Below are 17,337 nucleotides of genomic sequence, written 5' to 3'. Positions count from 1 at the left end.
CGGAGTTCCGCAGTCGCGAACGAAAGGCAGGCTCAGCGCGGATGATCAACAAACTTCTGGTTGCGAACCGGGGCGAGATCGCCCGCCGGGTCTTCGCCACCTGCCGCGCCCTCGGCGTGGCCACCGTCGCCGTGCACTCCGACGCGGACGCCGACGCGCCGTTCGTGGCCGACGCCGACCAGGCCGTCCGGCTGCCGGGTAACACGCCGGCCGAGACGTACCTGCGCATCGACGCCATCCTGGACGCGGCCCGGCGCTCCGGCGCTGACGCCGTCCACCCCGGCTACGGCTTCCTGGCCGAGAACGCCGAGTTCGCCGCGGCGGTGACCGACGCGGGCCTGACCTGGGTCGGGCCGTCGGCCAAGGCGATCGCCGCGATGGGCGACAAGATGGCCGCCAAGGCGCTGCTCGCCGACGCGGGCGTGCCGATGCTGCCCACCTGGACCGACCCGGCCGAGGTCACCGCCTTCCCGGTGCTGGTCAAGGCCGCCGCCGGTGGCGGCGGCCGGGGCATGCGGATCGTCCGCGACGCCGCCGGGCTGGCCGAGGCCGTCGCGGGCGCTCGCCGCGAGGCCGCGGCGGCGTTCGGCGACGGCACCATCTTCATCGAGCGGTACGTGGAACGCGGTCGCCACGTCGAGGTGCAGATCTTCGGCGACACCCACGGCACCGTCGTGGCCCTCGGGGTACGCGACTGCTCGATCCAGCGCCGCCACCAGAAGATCGTCGAGGAGGCACCGGGTGTGCTGCCCGAAGACGTGCGCGCGGAGTTGCACGAGGCGGCGGTGGCGGCCGGGCGGGCTGTCGACTACGTCGGCGCGGGAACCGTGGAGTTCCTGCTCGCGCCGGACGGGCAGGTGCACTTCCTGGAGATGAACACCCGCCTCCAGGTGGAACACCCGGTCACCGAGCTGACCACCGGGCTGGACCTGGTCCGGCTGCAACTGCTCGTCGCCGAGGGCGAGCCGCTGCCGGTCACCACCACGCCACCGGCCGACGGCCACGCCATCGAGGTACGGCTGTGCGCCGAGGACCCGGCTCAGGGCTTCCGCCCGGCCACCGGCACGCTGCACCGGTTCGCGATCCCCGGGGTGGCAGCCGAGTTCGGCCCGGCCCGTGGCCTGCGCCTGGACTCCGGCGTCGTGGACGGCTCGACGGTGAGCGTGCACTACGACTCGATGCTGGCGAAGCTCGTCGCCTGGGCGCCCACCCGCACCGAGGCGGCCCGCGCGCTCGCCGGCGCGCTGGCCCGCGCCGAACTGCACGGCGTGGCCACCAACCGGGACCTGCTGGTCCGCGTGCTGCGCAGCGCGGAGTTCACCGCCGTGGACCTCGACACCGGCTTCCTGGACCGGCACCCGGAGGTGTTCGCGCCACTGCTGCCGGCGGAGCAGCTTCCGGTGGCGGCACTGGCGGCGGCGCTGTCCGGGGCCGCCGAGCGCCGGGCCGCCGCACCGGTGCTGGCCGGGTTGCCGTCGGGCTGGCGCAACGTTCCGTCCTTCCCGCAGGTCACCCGCTTCACCGTCGGCGACGGCGAGGAGATCGAGGTGCACTACCGGCTCGACCGCACCGGCGCCCTCGCCGAGTGGGGAAGGAAGGGCCCCCTCTTAACGGATCCGGTAGAGGAAGGGTCCTCTGTTAACACCGAGCTGCCGGTGGTCGAGCTGGTGACTGCTACCCCGGGCCGGGTGGTGCTCGACGTGGACGGGGTGCGGCGGGCCTTCCGCGTACACCGGGCGGGGTCGTCGGTCTTCGTGGACGGCCCGGACGGGGCGGCGAGCCTCACCGAACTGCCCCGCCTGCCCCTGCCCGCCGCGGAGCTGGCGGCCGGGTCGCTGCTCGCGCCGCTGCCCGGCGCGGTGACCCGGGTGCACGTCGAGGTCGGTCAGCGGGTCGCCGCCGGTGACCTGCTGCTGACGCTGGAAGCGATGAAGCTCGAACATCCCGTGCTCGCCCCCGCCGACGGCGTGGTGACGGAGCTGCCGGTGCCGGCCGGCGGCCAGGTCGAGACGGGTGCCGTACTTGCCGTGGTGGACCCCGAGGAGGACCCGCAGTGAACTTCGACCTGACCCCCGAGCAGGACCAGCTCCGCGACGCCGTCCGGGCGTTGGGCCGCAAGTACGGCCACTCCTACTTCGTCGAGAAGGCCAGGTCCGGCGAGCACACCACCGAGCTGTGGCACGAGGCCGGACGGCTGGGCTACCTGGGCGTGAACATCCCCACCGAGTACGGCGGCGGGGGCGGCGGCATCACCGAGCTGGCGCTGGTGTGCGAGGAGCTGGCCGCGACCGGCTGCCCGCTGCTGCTCCTGGTGGTCTCCCCCGCCATCGCCGCCACGATCATCAACAAGCACGGTACGGAGGAGCAGCGCAAGAAGCACCTCCCCGGCCTCGCCGACGGCTCCCAGAAGATCGTCTTCGCGATCACCGAGCCGGACGCCGGATCGAACTTCCACCGCCTCGCCACAGTGGCCCGCCGCGACGGGGACGACTGGCTGCTCAGCGGCCGGAAGATCTACATCTCCGGGGTGGACGAGGCCGGGCACGTCCTCGTGGTCGCTCGTACCGAGGACGCGTCCACCGGGAAGTTGAAGCCGGCGCTGTTCATCGTGCCGACCGACGCGCCGGGCCTGGAGAAGTCCAAGCTGGACATGGAGATCCTGTCGCCGGAGAACCAGTTCCTGCTCTTCCTCGACGACGTCCGGCTCCCCGCCGACGCGCTCGTCGGCGAGTCGCTCGACGCCGGGCTGCCCGCCCTGTTCGCCGGGCTCAACCCGGAGCGCATCACTGTTGCCGCGATGGGCGCCGGCACCGGCCGGTACGCGATCGAGAGGGCCAGCGACTACACCGCTACCCGCAAGGTGTGGGGCGGACGCTCGATCGGCTCCCACCAGGGCGTCTCGCACCCGCTGGCGCACGCCGCAGTGCAGGTCGAGCTGGCCCGACTGATGATCCACAAGGCGGCCACGCTCTACGACGCGGGCCGCGACCTGGAGGCCGGCATCTCCGGCAACATGGCCAAGTACGCGGCCGGCGAGGCCGCCGCGCTCGCCGTCGACACCGCCGTCCAGGCGCTCGGCGGGGCCGGCATGACCACCGAGTACGGCGTGGCGACGCTGCTCGGCGCGGTACGCGCCGGACGGATCGCCCCGGTCAGCCGGGAGATGATCCTCAACTTCGTCGCCCAGCACGTCCTCGGCCAGGACAAGTCCTACTGACCGAGGTGGGCCCGGGGTACGGCGGGTGCCCGATTACCCGCCGTACCCCGGGGGTCCGTCAGCGGACGGTCAGCGTGCCGACCGCCGGGCGCGGCGTCGCCACCGGCGGCAGCCGCTTCGGCTCGCCCCGGCTCGGCTCGCCCGCCCGGGCCAGCGCGCTCTTCGACGCGTCCGCCCGGCCGGCCGCCGCGTCCTCCTGGAACGGCTGCGCGTCACCGACGCAGAGCGTGCCCTTGGCCGGCAGCTTGCCGGTGAGCAGGTACGCGTCGATCCGGCCGGTCACGCACGCCGAGGTGCCGTACGCGGTGTGGCCCCAGCTGTCGCTGCTCAGCAGGCGGCTGTTCGGCAGCAGCTTCGCCGAGCTGACCGCGCCCTGGTAGTTGGTCGCCGGATCCCAGTAGTTGCCGACCACCAGCACCGGGGCGGCGGTGACCCGGTTGAACGGCCCGGTCCAGGCGTCCTCGTCCCGCACCGTCCAGGTGTTGCGGGCACAGGGCGAGGTGCCCCAGGCCCACGCCCGCCCGAAGTAGGGCGCCCGCTTGTCCTCCTTCGCCGACAGCGCCGGCCAGGCGTCGGCGCTCTTCGGGTGGTACGCGTCGGTGCAGTCGACGGTCAGGAACGTCTCCAGCCCGTTGTCGTACGGGAAGTCGTACCCCCGCTGTTGCCGTGCCTGCGCGGCGCGGGCGGCGAGTGCCTTGCGGGCCGTGGCGGTGGCGGCCTTGCCGGCGGCCGGGTCGGTCAGGGCCAGGAGCTGGACGGTCAGGTCCACCACCGACTGCCAGCCGTACGGGTCGTAGAGCGCACCGAGCGTGGCACCGACGAAGTCGGCGTAGCTGACGGTGAACGAGCCGAAGTCCGGGTCCTCGATCACCACCGGCTTCTTGCGCAGCCGCTTCGCCACCGTGTCGTACGCGGCCAGCGGGTTGCCGGTGGCGGCGAGCTCGCACTGCTCGGCGCCGGCCTTGCCGCACCGGGTCAGGATCTCCCGCAGCGCCCGGTACGCCCCGTCGGCGCTGCGCAGCCGCGTCTCCTGGAGCTGGTTGCGGGCACTGCCCTGGCCGATCCAGGCGTTCGGGTCGAGCACGCCGTCGACGACCAGCGCGCGGAAGCGGTCCGGGAACATGTTGGCGTAGTACTGGCCCAGCGCGGTGCCGTAGCTGAAGCCGAGGTAGCTGAGCAACTTGTCGCCGACGGCGCGGCGCAGCACGTCCATGTCGCGGGCCACCTCGGCGGTGGACGCCGCGCCGGTGAGCGGCTTACCGGTGGTGGAGCACGCCTTGCCGACCGCCTTGGACGCCGCGACGTACGCCTTCTCCTCCGCCTTGGTCCACGGGAACGCGACGTTCAGCCCGGCGTACGCGCGGGTCTGGTCCTTCACCGAGCGGAAGCACTTGATGTTCTCACTGGCCTCGACGCCGCGCGGGTCGACGCCGACGATGTCGAAGCGGTCGAGCAGGTCGTCGCCGAGGAAGTAGGGCGCGGCGAGCGCGATGCTCGTGCCGGAGCCACCCGGGCCACCCGGGTTGAGGAAGAGGCTGCCGACCTTGCGCTGCTGGTCGCGGGCTTTGACCCGGAGCAGGGCGACCTCGGTGGTGGCGCCCTTCGGGTTGTCGTAGTCCAGCGGGAGCCGGACCGTGGCGCACTCGGCGTAGTCGTAGCAGGCGTACCAGTCGAGCTTCGGCGTCGGCACGCGGTCCACCCGGCGCGCCTCGGCGGCGGTGGTCCTGTCGTGCGCGGGTGGTTGCGGAGCCGCCGCCGCGGCGGGCGCGACGGCCGGTCCGGCGAGGAGGACGCCGGCGATCCCGGTTGCGGCCAGGGATCGGATTGCACGGGGCATGAGGCTGCCTTCCGTCGGGGAACAGTTCCGTCGAGGAGACCTCGACCCCCGTCACTGTAGGGATCGACGCCCACGTTAGTGGCCCCCAAACGGGGATCGATACGGCAAACAACCAGATGATGTAACGATTTTTTCTCGATCGTCGCTACCTGCGGCTCCGAAGTGGAGCGTCGGTGACGGGAAGCCGTCTCATCCCGCCGGTTGACAGGTGGACGCGCTGGGCCATGCTTGTCGGGTGAGATCGTTCCCGAAGCCCGATGCGCGGGCGAAGGCCGTCGTCGCGTCCCTGGCGACGGTGGCGGCGGTGGTGACCCTCGCCGTGTGGCGTCCGCCCGGCATCCTGTCGGTCGTGCTGGCCCTGATCTGCGTCCTGCTCGCCATGATCACGGGAGTGACGATCACCGCCGCGCGTCAGCCCGGCGGCACCGGCGGGCCCGCCCCGCAGGCCGAGACCTGGCCGGTCCCCCACCAGGGGTACGGAGTGGACGCCGACACGCTGGAGGCGATCGACCCGCGCGCGGTACGGAACCTGCGCACGCCGGCGGGCCAGCCGATCGACGCGGACACGCTGGAGACGCTCGACCCGCGGGTGGTACGCGGCATGCGGGCGACGACAGCGGTGGACGCCGACACGCTGGAGACGCTCGACCCGCGGTCGGTCCGGCAGGGCCGGACCGTGAACGGGCTCAGCGACCGGTGAGCGTGGGGCCGGCGAGCGCGTTGACGCCCCGGCCGGCCAGACAGCGGTAGGTGCGGTCCGCCTCGGCCTCCGGCGGCAGCACCTCCAGGTTCCACCCGCTCGCCGACTTGCCGCCGCTGACCAGCCGGAACGTGTCGGCGTTGCACACCCGCCCGACGGCCGGGTCGGCCGCGACCGTCTCGTGGCGGGCCCCGGCGAGACCGGCCGGCAGGTCACCGGCGGCGTAGGTCTCCCACGTGTGCTGGCCGTCGCACGGCACCCGGCTCGCCTCGGCCCGGTCGCGGCGCAGCCGTACCGGACCGAAGCACTCCAGTTCCGTCGCGCAGCGCGCCCCGGCGGGCAGCCGCACGTCGGCGGACGCGCAGCCGGGCACCGGCGCCACCCCGGCCACGCCGCTGGTCGCCGGTGTGGGCGTGACGGCCGGCGTGTGCCCGCCTGCCACCCAGCCGCCACCGGCCGAGGCGGCGAGCGCCAGCACACCGGCGCCGCCGAGGAACCAGCGCTTGGGCCAGCGCCGGCCTCGCGAGGCCACCGTCGGGTGGTCGTCGTCCGCGGGCGGTCGCGGGTTCGGCCCTCCGGTGCGGTGGAACCGGTCGCCGGTGCCGCCGTCGTACAGGCCGCCGGTCGCCGGGGCGCCGTCGAGCGGCAGCGAGGCGAGCAGGCCGCGCAGCTCGACCGCCGACGGCCGCGCGCCCGGGTCGTTCGACATGCCCAACCGGAGTACGTCGATCAGCTCGCCTGGTACGCCGGGCAGGCCCGGGATCGGCTGCTGGAACATCTCCAGCACGGTCACCAGGCTCGGGTTCCGTTCGGAGTGCCAGCGCGGCGGACGGCCGTACATCAGCGCGTAGAGCGTGGCGCACAGCGAGTAGACGTCGACGGCGGGCGTGGGCGGGCTGTGGTTGAACGTCTCCGGCGGCGCGTACGCCGGGGTGAGCGCCTCCAGCATCACCGAGGAGTCGCGGAACTCGGCGAGCACCGCCAGGCCGAAGTCGGCCAGGACCGCCGAGTTGAACTCGGAGTGCAGGATGTTCGCCGGCTTGACGTCGCGGTGCAGGACGCCCGCCGCGTGCGAGTGGGCCAGTGCGTCGGCGATCTTCACGCCGAGGTCGCGGGTCTCCGCCGGGCCCAGCGGTGAGGTACGCATCCGCTCGGCGTACGAGCCGTCGCACAGCTCCATGATGAGGTAGGGGTGCTGGTCGACGGTGACCCCGACGTCGAACAGGTCGACCACGTGCGGGTGCGACGACATCCGCCCGGCGGCACGGGCCTCGCGCAGGAAGCGGGCCTGGTCGCGTTCGCTGTCCAGCGTGCGGTTCTCGATCTTGACCGCGACCTCGCGTCCCACCGAGATCTGGGTGGCCCGGTAGATGGTGGCGTAGCCGCCTCGGGCGAACACCTGCAGATCGGTCAGACCGGGCACGATGGGCAGCCGCAGGGCGCCGGGCGGGGTCTCGGTCACGACTCGAAAATACCCAACGATCCGGACCCGTCAGCGCGCCGCGTCGGTGGCCGGCGCCGGCGTCGGCGCGGACACGGCAGTGGCGGGAGCCGCCCGGCGGGCGTCCCACCACAGGCCGGCCGCCGTGGCGAGCGCGCCCAGCCCCTCCCACGCGGCGACCGCGAAGAAGCGGTCCGGCGCGACGTCGGAGAGCACCGCGATGGTGAACACGGTGAAGGTGACCAGGCGGAACCACACGGTGAACCGGTAGAACGGCCGCCACTCGGTGGCGACGGCGAGCAGGTAGTAGACCCCCATGTTGAACGAGGCCATCGAGGACGCGGTGAGGAACGTGCCGGTGTAGTCGCCCGGAGCGCGCTCGGCCGGCACCTCGAAGCCGAGCAGGCGCAGCTGCGTCTCCGGCCAGATCAGACCGAGCGCGCCGAGCAGCAGCGCGAGGAGCCCGAAGACCGCGATCGTCCAGCCGGCGCCCGAGCGCGGCAGCCTCATCGTTCCTCCCCAGCGTGATCTGCCGGTGACGCAGGCGCGCACCGGGAGGCGACAGTCGATCCACGACTGTGGCCGCCCCACGCTAACCGGCTCCACCGACGAACACATCCCCGGAACCGTCAGAACCCGGGCGATCAGCCGCCGGAGAGACGCACCCGCAACGCGTCCGCGACGATCCGCTCACTGCGCTGCTCGGTGGCGTACGCGAGGCGTACCGCCTCCTCCGCGTGCGTCAGCGCCTCGGCCCGGCGACCGCAGGCGTCCAGCGCCTCGGCCAGCACCAGCAGCGCCACCACCTGGCTGCGGACGTCCTCCGCCGGGGCGGTGATCGACCGCTGCGCCCAGTCGAGCGCCTGTTCGCGCTGGCCGTGGGCGAGCAGCGCGGCGGCGTACCGGGCCATCGTCTGCCGCCGGGAGAACAGCAGCGAGGGCGCGTTCGCCGCGCCGGTGGCGACTGGGGCGAGCAGCCCCACGGCGGTGCCCGGATCACCCGCCGCGAGGCGGGCCATGGCGAGCAGCACCCGGGGCGCGACCTGGGCCGGCGCCTGCGGGTTGTGCGGCTCCACCCGGGTCAGCACCGACCGCGCCTCCCGCTCGGCGGTTTCGTGGTCGCCCATGTCCAGCGCCACGAAGCCGCGCAGCGTGCCGGCCATGCCGGTGAGCAGCGGGTGGGTGGTGCGGTCGGCGTACTCGAGCGCGTCGGTGAACAGGTCGGCCGCGTGTTCCGGCTCGCCCAGCCCGCGCGCCACCACCCCGCGCACCACGAGCGCGAAGCCCTGCCCCCAGTCGTCGCCCACCTCGGCGAAGTCCCGGTACGCGCGCCGCGCCGCCCGGTCCGCCTCGGCCAGGTCGCCCAGCTCGGCGGTGGCGTACGCCTCGACCGCGCGCAGCGTCCCCACCGCCCACGCCTCGCCGACCCGCTCCCCGAACGGCAGGAACACCCGCGCCATCCGGCACGCCTCCCGCAGCCGGCCCGCGAGCAGCCGGGCGAACGCGGTGGTGCCGCGCAGCCAGGCCCGCCCGTACGGGTCCTTCAGCTCGGCGAAGAGCCGGGCGGCCCGGCCGAGCACCGCGTCGGTGCCGGCGAAGTCGCCCCGGGTGGTGGTCACCCAGGCCAGGTTCTGCAACGACCACGCCTGCCCGCGCGGATCCCGGGCGGCGAGACTGACCTGGTAGGACGCGGCCAGTCGGCTGCTCGCCTGCCCGAGCCGGCCGGCGATGAAGTCGGCCATGCCGAGCCGCCGCATCGCCGAGGCCCGCAGCGTGGGCAGGTCGGCGTCGGTGGCCACCTGCAACGCCTCCTGCCAGTTGCACTCGGCCCGCTCGGCGTCGCCGAGTGTCTGCTGGGCCTGCCCGGCGAGCAGCAGCGCGGCGGTACGGGTGGCCGGGTCGCCGGTGTTCGCGGCGATCTTCTCGGCGAACGCCAGCGCGTCGGCCGGGCGACCGACCTGGAGCAGCGCCCGGGCGTGCACCACCCGGTCAGCCGCCGGCACCCCGTCGCGGGCCAGCTCGGCCGCGCGCTCGGCGTACTCGACGGCGAGCGCCGGCTCCCCCGACCGCAGCGACCGGCGGGCGGCCCGGCCCAGCGCGGCCACGCCCAGCGGGGTGACCGCCCGGGCCGGCGCGTCCGGACGCAGCTTGACCGCGTCGGCGAGCGCTGTCGCCCGCTCCACATGCTCGGCGACGAAGTCGTCCCGGGCAGCCTCGGTGAACGCGCCCCCCGGTGCGCCGCCGGTCTCGTCGACGCTCTCCGGCGCGGCCCAGCGGGCCAGCGCCGCGTGCCGCTCGGCCAGTTCGGCCTTGCTCACCCCGGCGTACGCGGCCTCCCGCATCAGCGGGGTGGCGAAGGCGAACCCGCTGCGGGTGCGGTGCAGCATGCGCCGTTGCAGCAGCTCCTCCACGGCCCGGTCCAGCTCGACGGCGGCCACCGCGGCGGGCCGCCCGTCCTGCCCGACCCGCTGCTCCCGCAACGCCTCCAGCGCGCCCGCCGGCACGGTGTCGCCCACCACTGCGGCGTCCCGCAGCGCCGAGCGGGCGTTGGGCGGCAGCGCGTCGATACGCGCGGCGAGCACCGCGGCCAGGTCGCGGGAGAGCAGCCGGCTGCCCAGCGAGCCGGGGGCGAGCCGCCAGCCGACGTCGGCGCCCCGGCCCGGGCCGGCGGTGAGCGCTCCGCGTTCCATCAGCAGCGTGACCAGCTCGGCCAGGTAGAACGGGTTGCCCTGCGCGGTGGCGAGCAGCCGGTCCGCGTCGGCCTGGGGCATGCGGCCGCCGGACAGGTAGCTGGTGAGCAGCCGGGACGCGTCCGCGCCGCGCAGCGGCGGCAGCGCGTGCACCTCGGCGTCCGCGACGCGGGTCAGCGCACCGGCGGTGCGTACCAGCTCGGGACGGCCGAGCAGCATCACCAGCACCGGCCCGCTGAGCCGGTTGAGGGTCAGCGCCAGCGCCTTGAGCGTCTCGGCGGTCGCGTCGTGCAGGTCGTCCACCACGATCACCAGCGGCGCCTCCACGGCGAGCGCGCTGAGCAGGTCCGCGACAGCCGTCGGCACCGCCTCGTCGTCCGGCGGTGGTCCGGCCGCGTTCCACTCGCCGTTCTCCGTGGCGGGCGGGAGTTCGGCGTACCCGAGCAGGGCCAGGAGCTGGTCCACGGCGATCGGCGGCGGGTCGCCGGGCAGCCGGGACAGGCGCTGGCCGAGGCGGCGCAGCCGCTCCTCGACGGCCGGCCGGGTGACGGCGGTGGCCGCGTCGCCCGGCAGGCCGACGGCGGCCCGGACCAGGTCGGCCAGCGGCGCCAGCCGGCGGCGCTCGCCGAACGCCGCGCAGCGTACCGAGAGCACGCGGGCGCCGGTGTGCGCCGCGTACCGCCCGGCGCCGACGTCGTAGCCGGCAGCGAGGCGTTCCACCTCGGCCGCGAACCGGGACTTGCCGATCCCCGCCTCGGCGGTCATCAGCAGCACCCGGGGCTCGCCCCTGTCGATCACCTCGGCGAGCCGGCCGGCGATTCGGCCGATCTCGGTCTCCCGGCCCACGAACGGCGCCTCGTCACCGAGGCCGGACCGGGTGCCGGGCGCGTCGAGCAGGCCCAGCAGCTCGTACGCCTCGACCGGTTCCCGCTTGCCCTTGAGCCGCAGCGGGCGCAGCGCCCGCCAGGAGGCGACGTGCCGGGTGGCCGCGGAGGTGCGCGCACCGGCGTAGACCGCGCCGACCGCGGCGGCGTCGGCCAGCCGGGCGGCGGTGTTCACCGTGTCGCCGATGACCGTGTACTCGATCGCCGCCTGGATGCCGGCGATGACGTCTCCGGTGTTGAGGCCGACGCGCAGGCCCAGCGGCGCGCCGCCGCCGCGCTCGTCGTCGAGCACCCGCCGCACCGCACGCTGCATGGACAGCGCCGCGCGGACCGCCCGCTCGGCGTCGTCCTCGTGCGCGACCGGGGCGCCGAAGACCGCCATGATCCCGTCGCCGGTGAGCTTGTCGACGTGCCCGCCGAAGGTCTTGACCGCGCCCGCGAGGGCCGCCAGCACCCGGTCGGTGACCGCACCGACCCGTTCCGGGTCCAGGTCCTCCGACCAGGAGGTGAAGTCGGAGAGGTCACCGAAGAGCACAGTCACCACGCGGCGCTCGGCCGCGGGCAGCGTGGCGGCAGCCGGCAGCGCCGCCCCGCAGTTGTGGCAGAACCGCGCCCCGGGCACGGCTACGGTTCCGCACACCGGGCAGGTCACGGCTGCTCCACTCCGAGGTGTTCGAGCTGGGCCCGGACCGACCACTCGGCGGCCCACCACAGCGACCTGTCGACGTCGGCGTAGACCACTGCGACCACCTCGGCCGCGGTGGTGGCGCCCGCGGCGACGGCGGCGCGCACCTGGTCCAGCCGGGCCCGCCGGTGGGCCAGGTAGAAGTCGGCCGCCACACCGCAGTCGGCCAGCGCCGGGCCGTGGCCCGGCAACGCCGGGATCTCCCGGTACGTGGAGAGCAGCTCCAGGCTCGACAGGTAGTCGCCGAGGTGCCCGTCCGGGTGGGCGACCACTGTGGTGCCCCGGCCGAGGATGGTGTCACCGGTCAGCACGACGCGCTCGCCGCCGTGCGCGGCGACGAGGCAGACCGAGTCGGCGGTGTGCCCGGGGGTGGGCAGCAGTCGCAGGTCCAGCCCCACGTCGAGCGCGGTGTCGGCGCTGAGCGGCTCACCTCCGGCGGTGTGCGCCGGGTCGGCGGCGAGCACCGGTACGCCGTCGAGCAGCTCACGCAACCGGGGTGCGCCCTCGGTGTGGTCGGCGTGCCCGTGCGTGATCAGCACGCACCCGATGCGCCCCTGCGCCGCGATCGCGGCCAGGTGCCCCTCGTCGGCGGGCCCCGGGTCGACCACGACGGCGGGCGCGTCCGGCCCGGCCCGCAGCACCCAGGTGTTGGTCCCGTCGAGCGTCATCGGCCCCGGGTTCGGCGCACGCAGCAACGTCACCCACGCCGGTAGCTCCTCCGCAAGCGCCCCCGCGGCCCCGGCCATACGCCCACCCATGGCTGCGATCGTACGACTCCGCCCGCCGCTCCCCGCGATCTTGCAGTTCCGGCCCGAGCTTTGTCCCCGTGTGGGGCTTCTGCCGGGGCCGCAACCGCAAGATCGCGGGCTCTCGCGGCGGGCGAGAGGGCACGGTCACGCGACCTCGACGATGACCTCTACCTCTACCGGGGCGTCGAGGGGGAGTTCGGCCACGCCTACCGCGCTGCGGGCGTGGCGGCCGGCCTCGCCGAACACGGCGCCGAACAGGTCGGAGGCGCCGTTGATCACGCCGGGCTGGCCGGTGAAGCCGGGTGCGCTGGCCACGAAGCCGGTCAGCTTCACCACCTTGACCACGTTCTCCAGCCCGACCAGCGCGTCGATCGCGGCGAGCGCGTTGAGCGCGCACCGCTGCGCCAGGTCCTTCGCCTGCTCGGCCGAGACGCCGTTGCCGACCTTCCCGGTGGCGAGCAGCTTGCCCTCGGCCATCGGCAGCTGGCCGGACACGTAGACGTGCTGCCCGGACTGGACGGCCGGTACGTAGCTGGCCACCGGCGGCACCACCTCGGGCAGTTCGAGGCCGAGCTCGGCGAGCTTCGCCTGGGGTCCGTTGCTCATCGAGGTCAGCCCTTCGGACGCTTCAGGTACGCGACGAGCTGCTCCGGGTTCGGGCCGGGGACCACGGAGACCAGTTCCCAGCCGTCCTCGCCCCAGTTGTCGAGGATCTGCTTGGTCGCGTGGACCAGCAGCGGCACCGTGGCGTATTCCCACTTCTGCATCGGAGGAGGGCTCCCTTGCCTGACTTGGACTTCGGTCAGGCACAGCCTACGGTCCGCCGCGGTCACCAGGACGCGGGACGCGGCTCCGGCGCCGGCGGCGGCTCGCCGCACGGGCCCTCGTGCTCGAAGCGCTGCGGGCACCGGCTGCGGTCGGGCAGCAGCAGGTCGCAGAAGACCCGGTGCCTGTTGTTCTGGTCGTCGGCGGTGGAGACGGTGGTCTCGCCCGCGTCCAGCTCCATCAGGAAGCCCAGCGAGGTGGCCACGGTGCCGGCGAGCGCGGTGGCCGCCGCCAGGTCGGGCACCCGGACCTGGAGGTGGATGACGTAGCCGGGCTCGTCCTCGTCCCGCCCCCTCCCGCCGGAACGGGGAAGCGTCCGGACCACGTCGGCCGGAGGGCCGTAGGAGCGCTCGTTGAACGGCGCGCCCGGTCCCTCGGCCTCACCCGGCCGTCCGGCCCGGTCACCGGGGAACTGGCCCCGAGGACTGTTCTCCGCGTCGCGCATCCTTCGCCTCCGGGCGTCGTACCTGTTCACCAACACCGCAATCCGGCTCGGAGCCGTCCCCGGCCCGGCTCTCCGCGTCGGGGACGAACGTAGATCCTGCGACAAGTCCCGGCAACGGGACGCGCACGCCTCGTCACGTCCAGTCACATTTGCGACACAAGGCTGGTCGGGAACGCGGTAGCCGTCTCCGTCCGGCGGGGCGCGTACGCGGGGCTGGCAAGCGCCCCGCCGACCGATACCCTTCCGGACTGGACGCGCGCCGACGCGCGCCCGCACACCTCGACCCGTGCCCGTCGCCTGGGGCGGCGACGGGAGCCGCAACCCGGGGGAGACAGATGACCCAACCGCCCGTCGGTGGCGACACCGGCACGCCCGGCGACCCGAATCCGCAACCGCCGCCCACCGGCGGCGCGCCGCCGGGATCCGCACTCCCGGCCGGCCCGCCGGCGTACCCGTCCGAACCCCAGCCGCGCAAGCGACCGGCGGTGCTGATCGTCTCGCTGGTGCTGGCCGCCGCGGTCCTGCTCTGCGGCGGTGGGGGCACTGCCGCGTTCCTCGCGCTGCGCAACAGCGAGGACGGCCAGGGCGCGAAGGAGCCGCAGGTCGCGGTGGACGGCTTCCTCAAGGCCGTCTACCAGGAGCGCGACGCCGAGAAGGCTGCGGCGTTCGTCTGCTCCGCGGCCCGCGACGACGAGAAGATCACCACCAAGGTCGCCGAGGTCCAGAAGTACGTCGCGCAGTACCAGAACCCCCGGTTCCGCTGGCCCACCCCGACAGTCGACAACCAGACCGGGGACCGGGCCACCGTCTCCGCCCGGGTGACCATGACCACCGCCGACGAGAAGGTCGCCGAGCAGGCGCTGCGTTTCACAGTGGTGCGGAAGACGGGTTGGTGGGTCTGCGAGGTCGGCTGATCCCACCGGCCGGACAGAGCTGGTCCCAACGGCTGGTTAGGCTCGACGGGTGGCAGCGAGTGAGCAGCCGGCCGAGTCCGCCGGCAGATGGCCGGCCCGCCTGCACGTGGTGACCGGCAAGGGCGGCACAGGAAAGACGAGCGTGGCCGCCGCGCTGGCCCTCGGCCTGGCCGCCGGGGGCCGGCGCACCCTGCTGGTCGAGGTGGAGGGCCGGCAGGGCATCGCCCAGCTCTTCGGCACCGACCCGCTGCCGTACGAGGAACGGCACCTCGCCGACGCGCCCGGCGGCGGTGAGGTGCGGGCGCTGGCGGTGGACGCCGAGGAGGCGCTCCTCGAATACCTGGACATGTTCTACAAGCTCGGCGCCGCCGGCCGGGCGCTGCGCAAGCTCGGCGCGATCGACTTCGCCACCACGATCGCGCCGGGCCTGCGCGACGTGCTGCTCACCGGCAAGGTCAAGGAGGCGACCACCCGGACCAGCGGGTCGCGCCGGACGTACGACGCGGTGGTGCTGGACGCGCCCCCGACCGGGCGGATCGGCCGCTTCCTGAACGTGACGGCGGAGACCGCCCGGCTCGCGAAGGTCGGCCCGATCAAGACCCAGAGCGAGGGCGTCTCCGCGCTGCTCCGGTCGCCGATGACCGCTGTGCACGTGGTCACGCTGCTGGAGGAGATGCCGGTCCAGGAGACGCTCGACGCGGTGGCGGAGCTGACCCAGCTCGGTTTCCCGGTCGGCCGCGTGATCGTCAACGGCGTCCGTCCGCCGGTGCCGGCCGGGCGGGCGGTGACAGCGGCCGAGCTGAAGCGCGGGCTGGCCGCCGCCGGCCTGCCGACCGACGGCCCGACCGTGGCCGGGCTCGTCGAGGAGGCTCGTGACCAGCAGGTACGCCGTGAGCTGGAGGACTCCCTCCGGGGTGACCTGGTGGACCTCGGCCTGCCCCTGGTCGAGTTGCCGCTGCTGCCCGAGGGGGTCGACCGGGCCGGGCTGGAGACGCTCGCCGAGGCCCTCGTCCGGGCGGATTGACTCACACCTGCGGCCGGCACGGAGCAGAGTGCCCCTCGGGACCGATACGCTCGATTGGTGCCTTCCGAAGACGCGGCGCCTCCGCTTGACGTCGACCAGATCCTCGCCGACGACGGCGTACGGATCGTGGTCTGCTGCGGCGCGGGCGGCGTGGGCAAGACGACCACGGCGGCGGCGCTGGCGTTGCGGGCGGCCGAGCGGCACGGCCGGCGGACGGTGGTGCTCACCATCGACCCGGCCCGCCGGCTGGCCCAGTCGCTCGGCCTGACCGAGCTGGACAACACACCCCGGCAGGTCAAGGGCATCGACGTCGAGGCCAGCGGCGGCGAACTGCACGCCATGATGCTCGACATGAAGCGCACGTTCGACGACGTGGTGCTTCAGCACACCGACCCGGCGAAGGCCGCGGAGATCTTCGCCAACCCCTTCTACCAGGCCATGAGTTCCACCTTCGCCGGCACGCAGGAATACATGGCGATGGAGAAGCTGGGCCAGTTGCACGCCCGGGGCGAGTGGGACCTGATCGTGGTGGACACGCCGCCGTCGCGCTCCGCGCTCGACTTCCTGGACGCGCCGGCCCGGCTGTCCCGGTTCCTCGACGGCCGGATGCTGCGCCTGCTGCTGGCCCCCGCGCGCAGCGGCGGGCGGAGCATGTTCAGCCTGGTCACGGCGAGCTTCGGGATGTTCTCCAAGGTGGTGCAGAAGGTGATCGGCGCCCAGCTGCTCACCGACCTGTCCGGCTTCGTGGCCGCCCTCGACTCGATGTTCGGCGGGTTCCGGCAGCGCGCCGAGCAGACGTACCGGATCCTCCAGGCCCGGGAGACGGCGTTCCTGCTGGTCGCGGCGCCGGAGCCGGACGCGGTCCGGGAGGCCGCCTACTTCGCCGGCCGCCTGCGCTCCGAGCGGATGCCGCTGGCCGGGCTGGTGCTCAACCGGGTGCACCGGCCGGCGTCGGACCTGTCCGCCGCGGAGAGCCTGGCCGCCGCGGAGCGGCTGGCCGGCGTGGGTGGGCACGAGGGCACCGTCGAGGTGTTGCGCGCGCACGCCGCGCTGGCCCAGCAGGCGGTACGCGAGGAGCAGGTGGCGGCCCGGTTCACCGAGGCGTTCCCGGCGGTGCCGGCGGTGTCGGTGACGGCGCAGCCCGCCGACGTGCACGACGTCGACGGGCTGCGGACGATCGGCGAGGCGATCAGCCGGAGCTGACCGGTCCGGTCAGTTGGCCGTGGTGACCAGGATCTTGTCCTTGCCGGCCTTCTCCTTGGCGTTCTTCCTCATGGCCGCCTCGAACATCTTGCGCCAGCTGGTGACCTGCGGGTGACGGCGCAGCAACGCCCGGCGCTCGCGCTCGGTCATGCCACCCCACACGCCGAACTCGATCCGGTTGTCGAGCGCGTCGGCCAGGCACTCGTACCGAACTGGGCAGCTCCGGCAGATCCTCTTCGCCACGTTCTGTTCGGCGCCCTGTACGAACAACGCGTCCGGGTCTCCGTTCTGACATGCCGCCAGTGACGGCCAGTCAGTGATCATGCCCATCTGTACACGTCCCCCCTTGCAGTACCTACCGACTTCGCGCGAGCAGCCCTCGTACATCCCCCCGGTCGTTCGCGCCGGCCTCCCCAGGGCGGCACGAACGACTCATGGCTGCGGTCGCCGCCACCATCATGCTGTGTAGTCGCCCGATTACGCAACGTTGTCGGCGAAATCCATCATTCCGGACACTCCCGGCTTCCCGGGCTTTCGCCCCGCGACTACCCCGCCCGAGTACGTGAAAACGCTGCGCCACTCCCGGACTTCGGAGAGACTTCCGCCGGATCTCACGCAACCCCGGACCAGGGCTCGTGCGTTTAGCACAACGAGGCCGGCGCGTGCAGGAAATGGGGAAAGTTCCCCGCGCGCCCGCCGTTCCCTACTCGCGTACCCTGTCGA

15 protein-coding genes are annotated in these 17,337 nt (G+C 73.9%); 6 read left to right on the top strand and 9 right to left on the bottom strand.

Going from position 1 to position 17,337, the window contains the following annotated elements:
- Window positions 1-41 precede the first annotated feature (41 nt).
- Window positions 42-2,057 carry an ATP-binding protein gene (locus tag FB455_RS13760; protein WP_145753597.1) on the top strand — a complete coding sequence of 672 codons (2,016 nt, stop codon included), beginning with the start codon at window positions 42-44 and terminating at the stop codon, window positions 2,055-2,057.
- The gene (locus FB455_RS13755; protein WP_013289013.1) at window positions 2,054-3,217 is read left to right on the top strand and encodes an acyl-CoA dehydrogenase family protein; all 1,164 of its coding nucleotides are present in this window, start codon (window positions 2,054-2,056) and stop codon (window positions 3,215-3,217) included. Before FB455_RS13760 ends, FB455_RS13755 begins: the two co-directional genes overlap by 4 nt.
- 58 nt (window positions 3,218-3,275) lie before the next feature.
- Here FB455_RS13755 and FB455_RS13750 read toward each other — a convergent pair whose 3' ends face one another.
- Window positions 3,276-5,054 (bottom strand): alpha/beta hydrolase, encoded by a 1,779-nt coding sequence (locus FB455_RS13750; RefSeq protein WP_145753595.1) that lies wholly within the window; start codon window positions 5,052-5,054, stop codon window positions 3,276-3,278.
- A gap of 235 nt (window positions 5,055-5,289) precedes the next feature.
- Between FB455_RS13750 and FB455_RS13745 the strand changes: the two genes are divergently transcribed.
- A complete protein-coding gene (locus FB455_RS13745; RefSeq protein WP_145753593.1) occupies window positions 5,290-5,754 on the top strand; it encodes a hypothetical protein in 465 nt (154 codons plus the stop codon).
- On the opposite strand, the gene FB455_RS13740 is transcribed toward FB455_RS13745, so the two are convergent.
- From FB455_RS13740 to FB455_RS13710, 7 genes are all read right to left on the bottom strand, one after another.
- Window positions 5,741-7,216 (bottom strand): serine/threonine-protein kinase, encoded by a 1,476-nt coding sequence (locus FB455_RS13740; protein ID WP_145753591.1) that lies wholly within the window; start codon window positions 7,214-7,216, stop codon window positions 5,741-5,743. The genes FB455_RS13745 and FB455_RS13740 overlap by 14 nt on opposite strands.
- A gap of 30 nt (window positions 7,217-7,246) precedes the next feature.
- Window positions 7,247-7,705 carry a hypothetical protein gene (locus tag FB455_RS13735; protein ID WP_135242380.1) on the bottom strand — a complete coding sequence of 153 codons (459 nt, stop codon included), beginning with the start codon at window positions 7,703-7,705 and terminating at the stop codon, window positions 7,247-7,249.
- A gap of 134 nt (window positions 7,706-7,839) precedes the next feature.
- Window positions 7,840-11,421, bottom strand: coding sequence for an adenylate/guanylate cyclase domain-containing protein (locus FB455_RS13730; RefSeq protein WP_145753589.1), 3,582 nt, complete (start codon window positions 11,419-11,421; stop codon window positions 7,840-7,842).
- Entirely contained in the window at window positions 11,418-12,212 is a 795-nt protein-coding gene (locus FB455_RS13725) for an MBL fold metallo-hydrolase (protein ID WP_030273782.1), read from the bottom strand. The genes FB455_RS13730 and FB455_RS13725 overlap by 4 nt, the downstream gene beginning before the upstream one ends.
- A 135-nt stretch (window positions 12,213-12,347) precedes the next feature.
- Window positions 12,348-12,809 carry a RidA family protein gene (locus FB455_RS13720; RefSeq protein ID WP_013289020.1) on the bottom strand — a complete coding sequence of 154 codons (462 nt, stop codon included), beginning with the start codon at window positions 12,807-12,809 and terminating at the stop codon, window positions 12,348-12,350.
- Between the two features lie 5 nt (window positions 12,810-12,814).
- Complete coding sequence (gene sp36, locus FB455_RS13715) at window positions 12,815-12,970, bottom strand: Sp36 family protein (RefSeq protein WP_013289021.1); 156 nt, start codon at window positions 12,968-12,970, stop codon at window positions 12,815-12,817.
- 62 nt (window positions 12,971-13,032) lie between these two features.
- On the bottom strand, window positions 13,033-13,473 hold the full coding sequence (locus FB455_RS13710; RefSeq protein ID WP_030273785.1) for a hypothetical protein: 441 nt from the start codon (window positions 13,471-13,473) through the stop codon (window positions 13,033-13,035).
- Window positions 13,474-13,808: 335 nt separating this feature from the next.
- On the opposite strand from FB455_RS13710, the gene FB455_RS13705 reads away from it, so the two are divergent.
- The 3 genes from FB455_RS13705 to bagB are packed head-to-tail and all read left to right on the top strand — an operon-like array spanning window position 13,809 to window position 16,614.
- Entirely contained in the window at window positions 13,809-14,387 is a 579-nt protein-coding gene (locus FB455_RS13705; RefSeq protein ID WP_030273787.1) for an Rv0361 family membrane protein, read from the top strand.
- A gap of 49 nt (window positions 14,388-14,436) precedes the next feature.
- Window positions 14,437-15,411, top strand: coding sequence for an ATPase BagA (gene bagA, locus FB455_RS13700; RefSeq protein WP_030273789.1), 975 nt, complete (start codon window positions 14,437-14,439; stop codon window positions 15,409-15,411).
- Between the two features lie 54 nt (window positions 15,412-15,465).
- On the top strand, window positions 15,466-16,614 hold the full coding sequence (gene bagB / locus FB455_RS13695; RefSeq protein WP_030273791.1) for an ArsA family ATPase: 1,149 nt from the start codon (window positions 15,466-15,468) through the stop codon (window positions 16,612-16,614).
- Between the two features lie 9 nt (window positions 16,615-16,623).
- Here the strand turns inward: bagB and FB455_RS13690 are convergent, their stop codons facing one another.
- A complete protein-coding gene (locus FB455_RS13690; protein WP_145753586.1) occupies window positions 16,624-16,944 on the bottom strand; it encodes a WhiB family transcriptional regulator in 321 nt (106 codons plus the stop codon).
- Window positions 16,945-17,337: the final 393 nt, after the last annotated feature.

Source organism: Micromonospora sp. CNZ296 (assembly GCF_007827635.1).
This window is presented reverse-complemented; position numbering and strand designations above follow the sequence as displayed.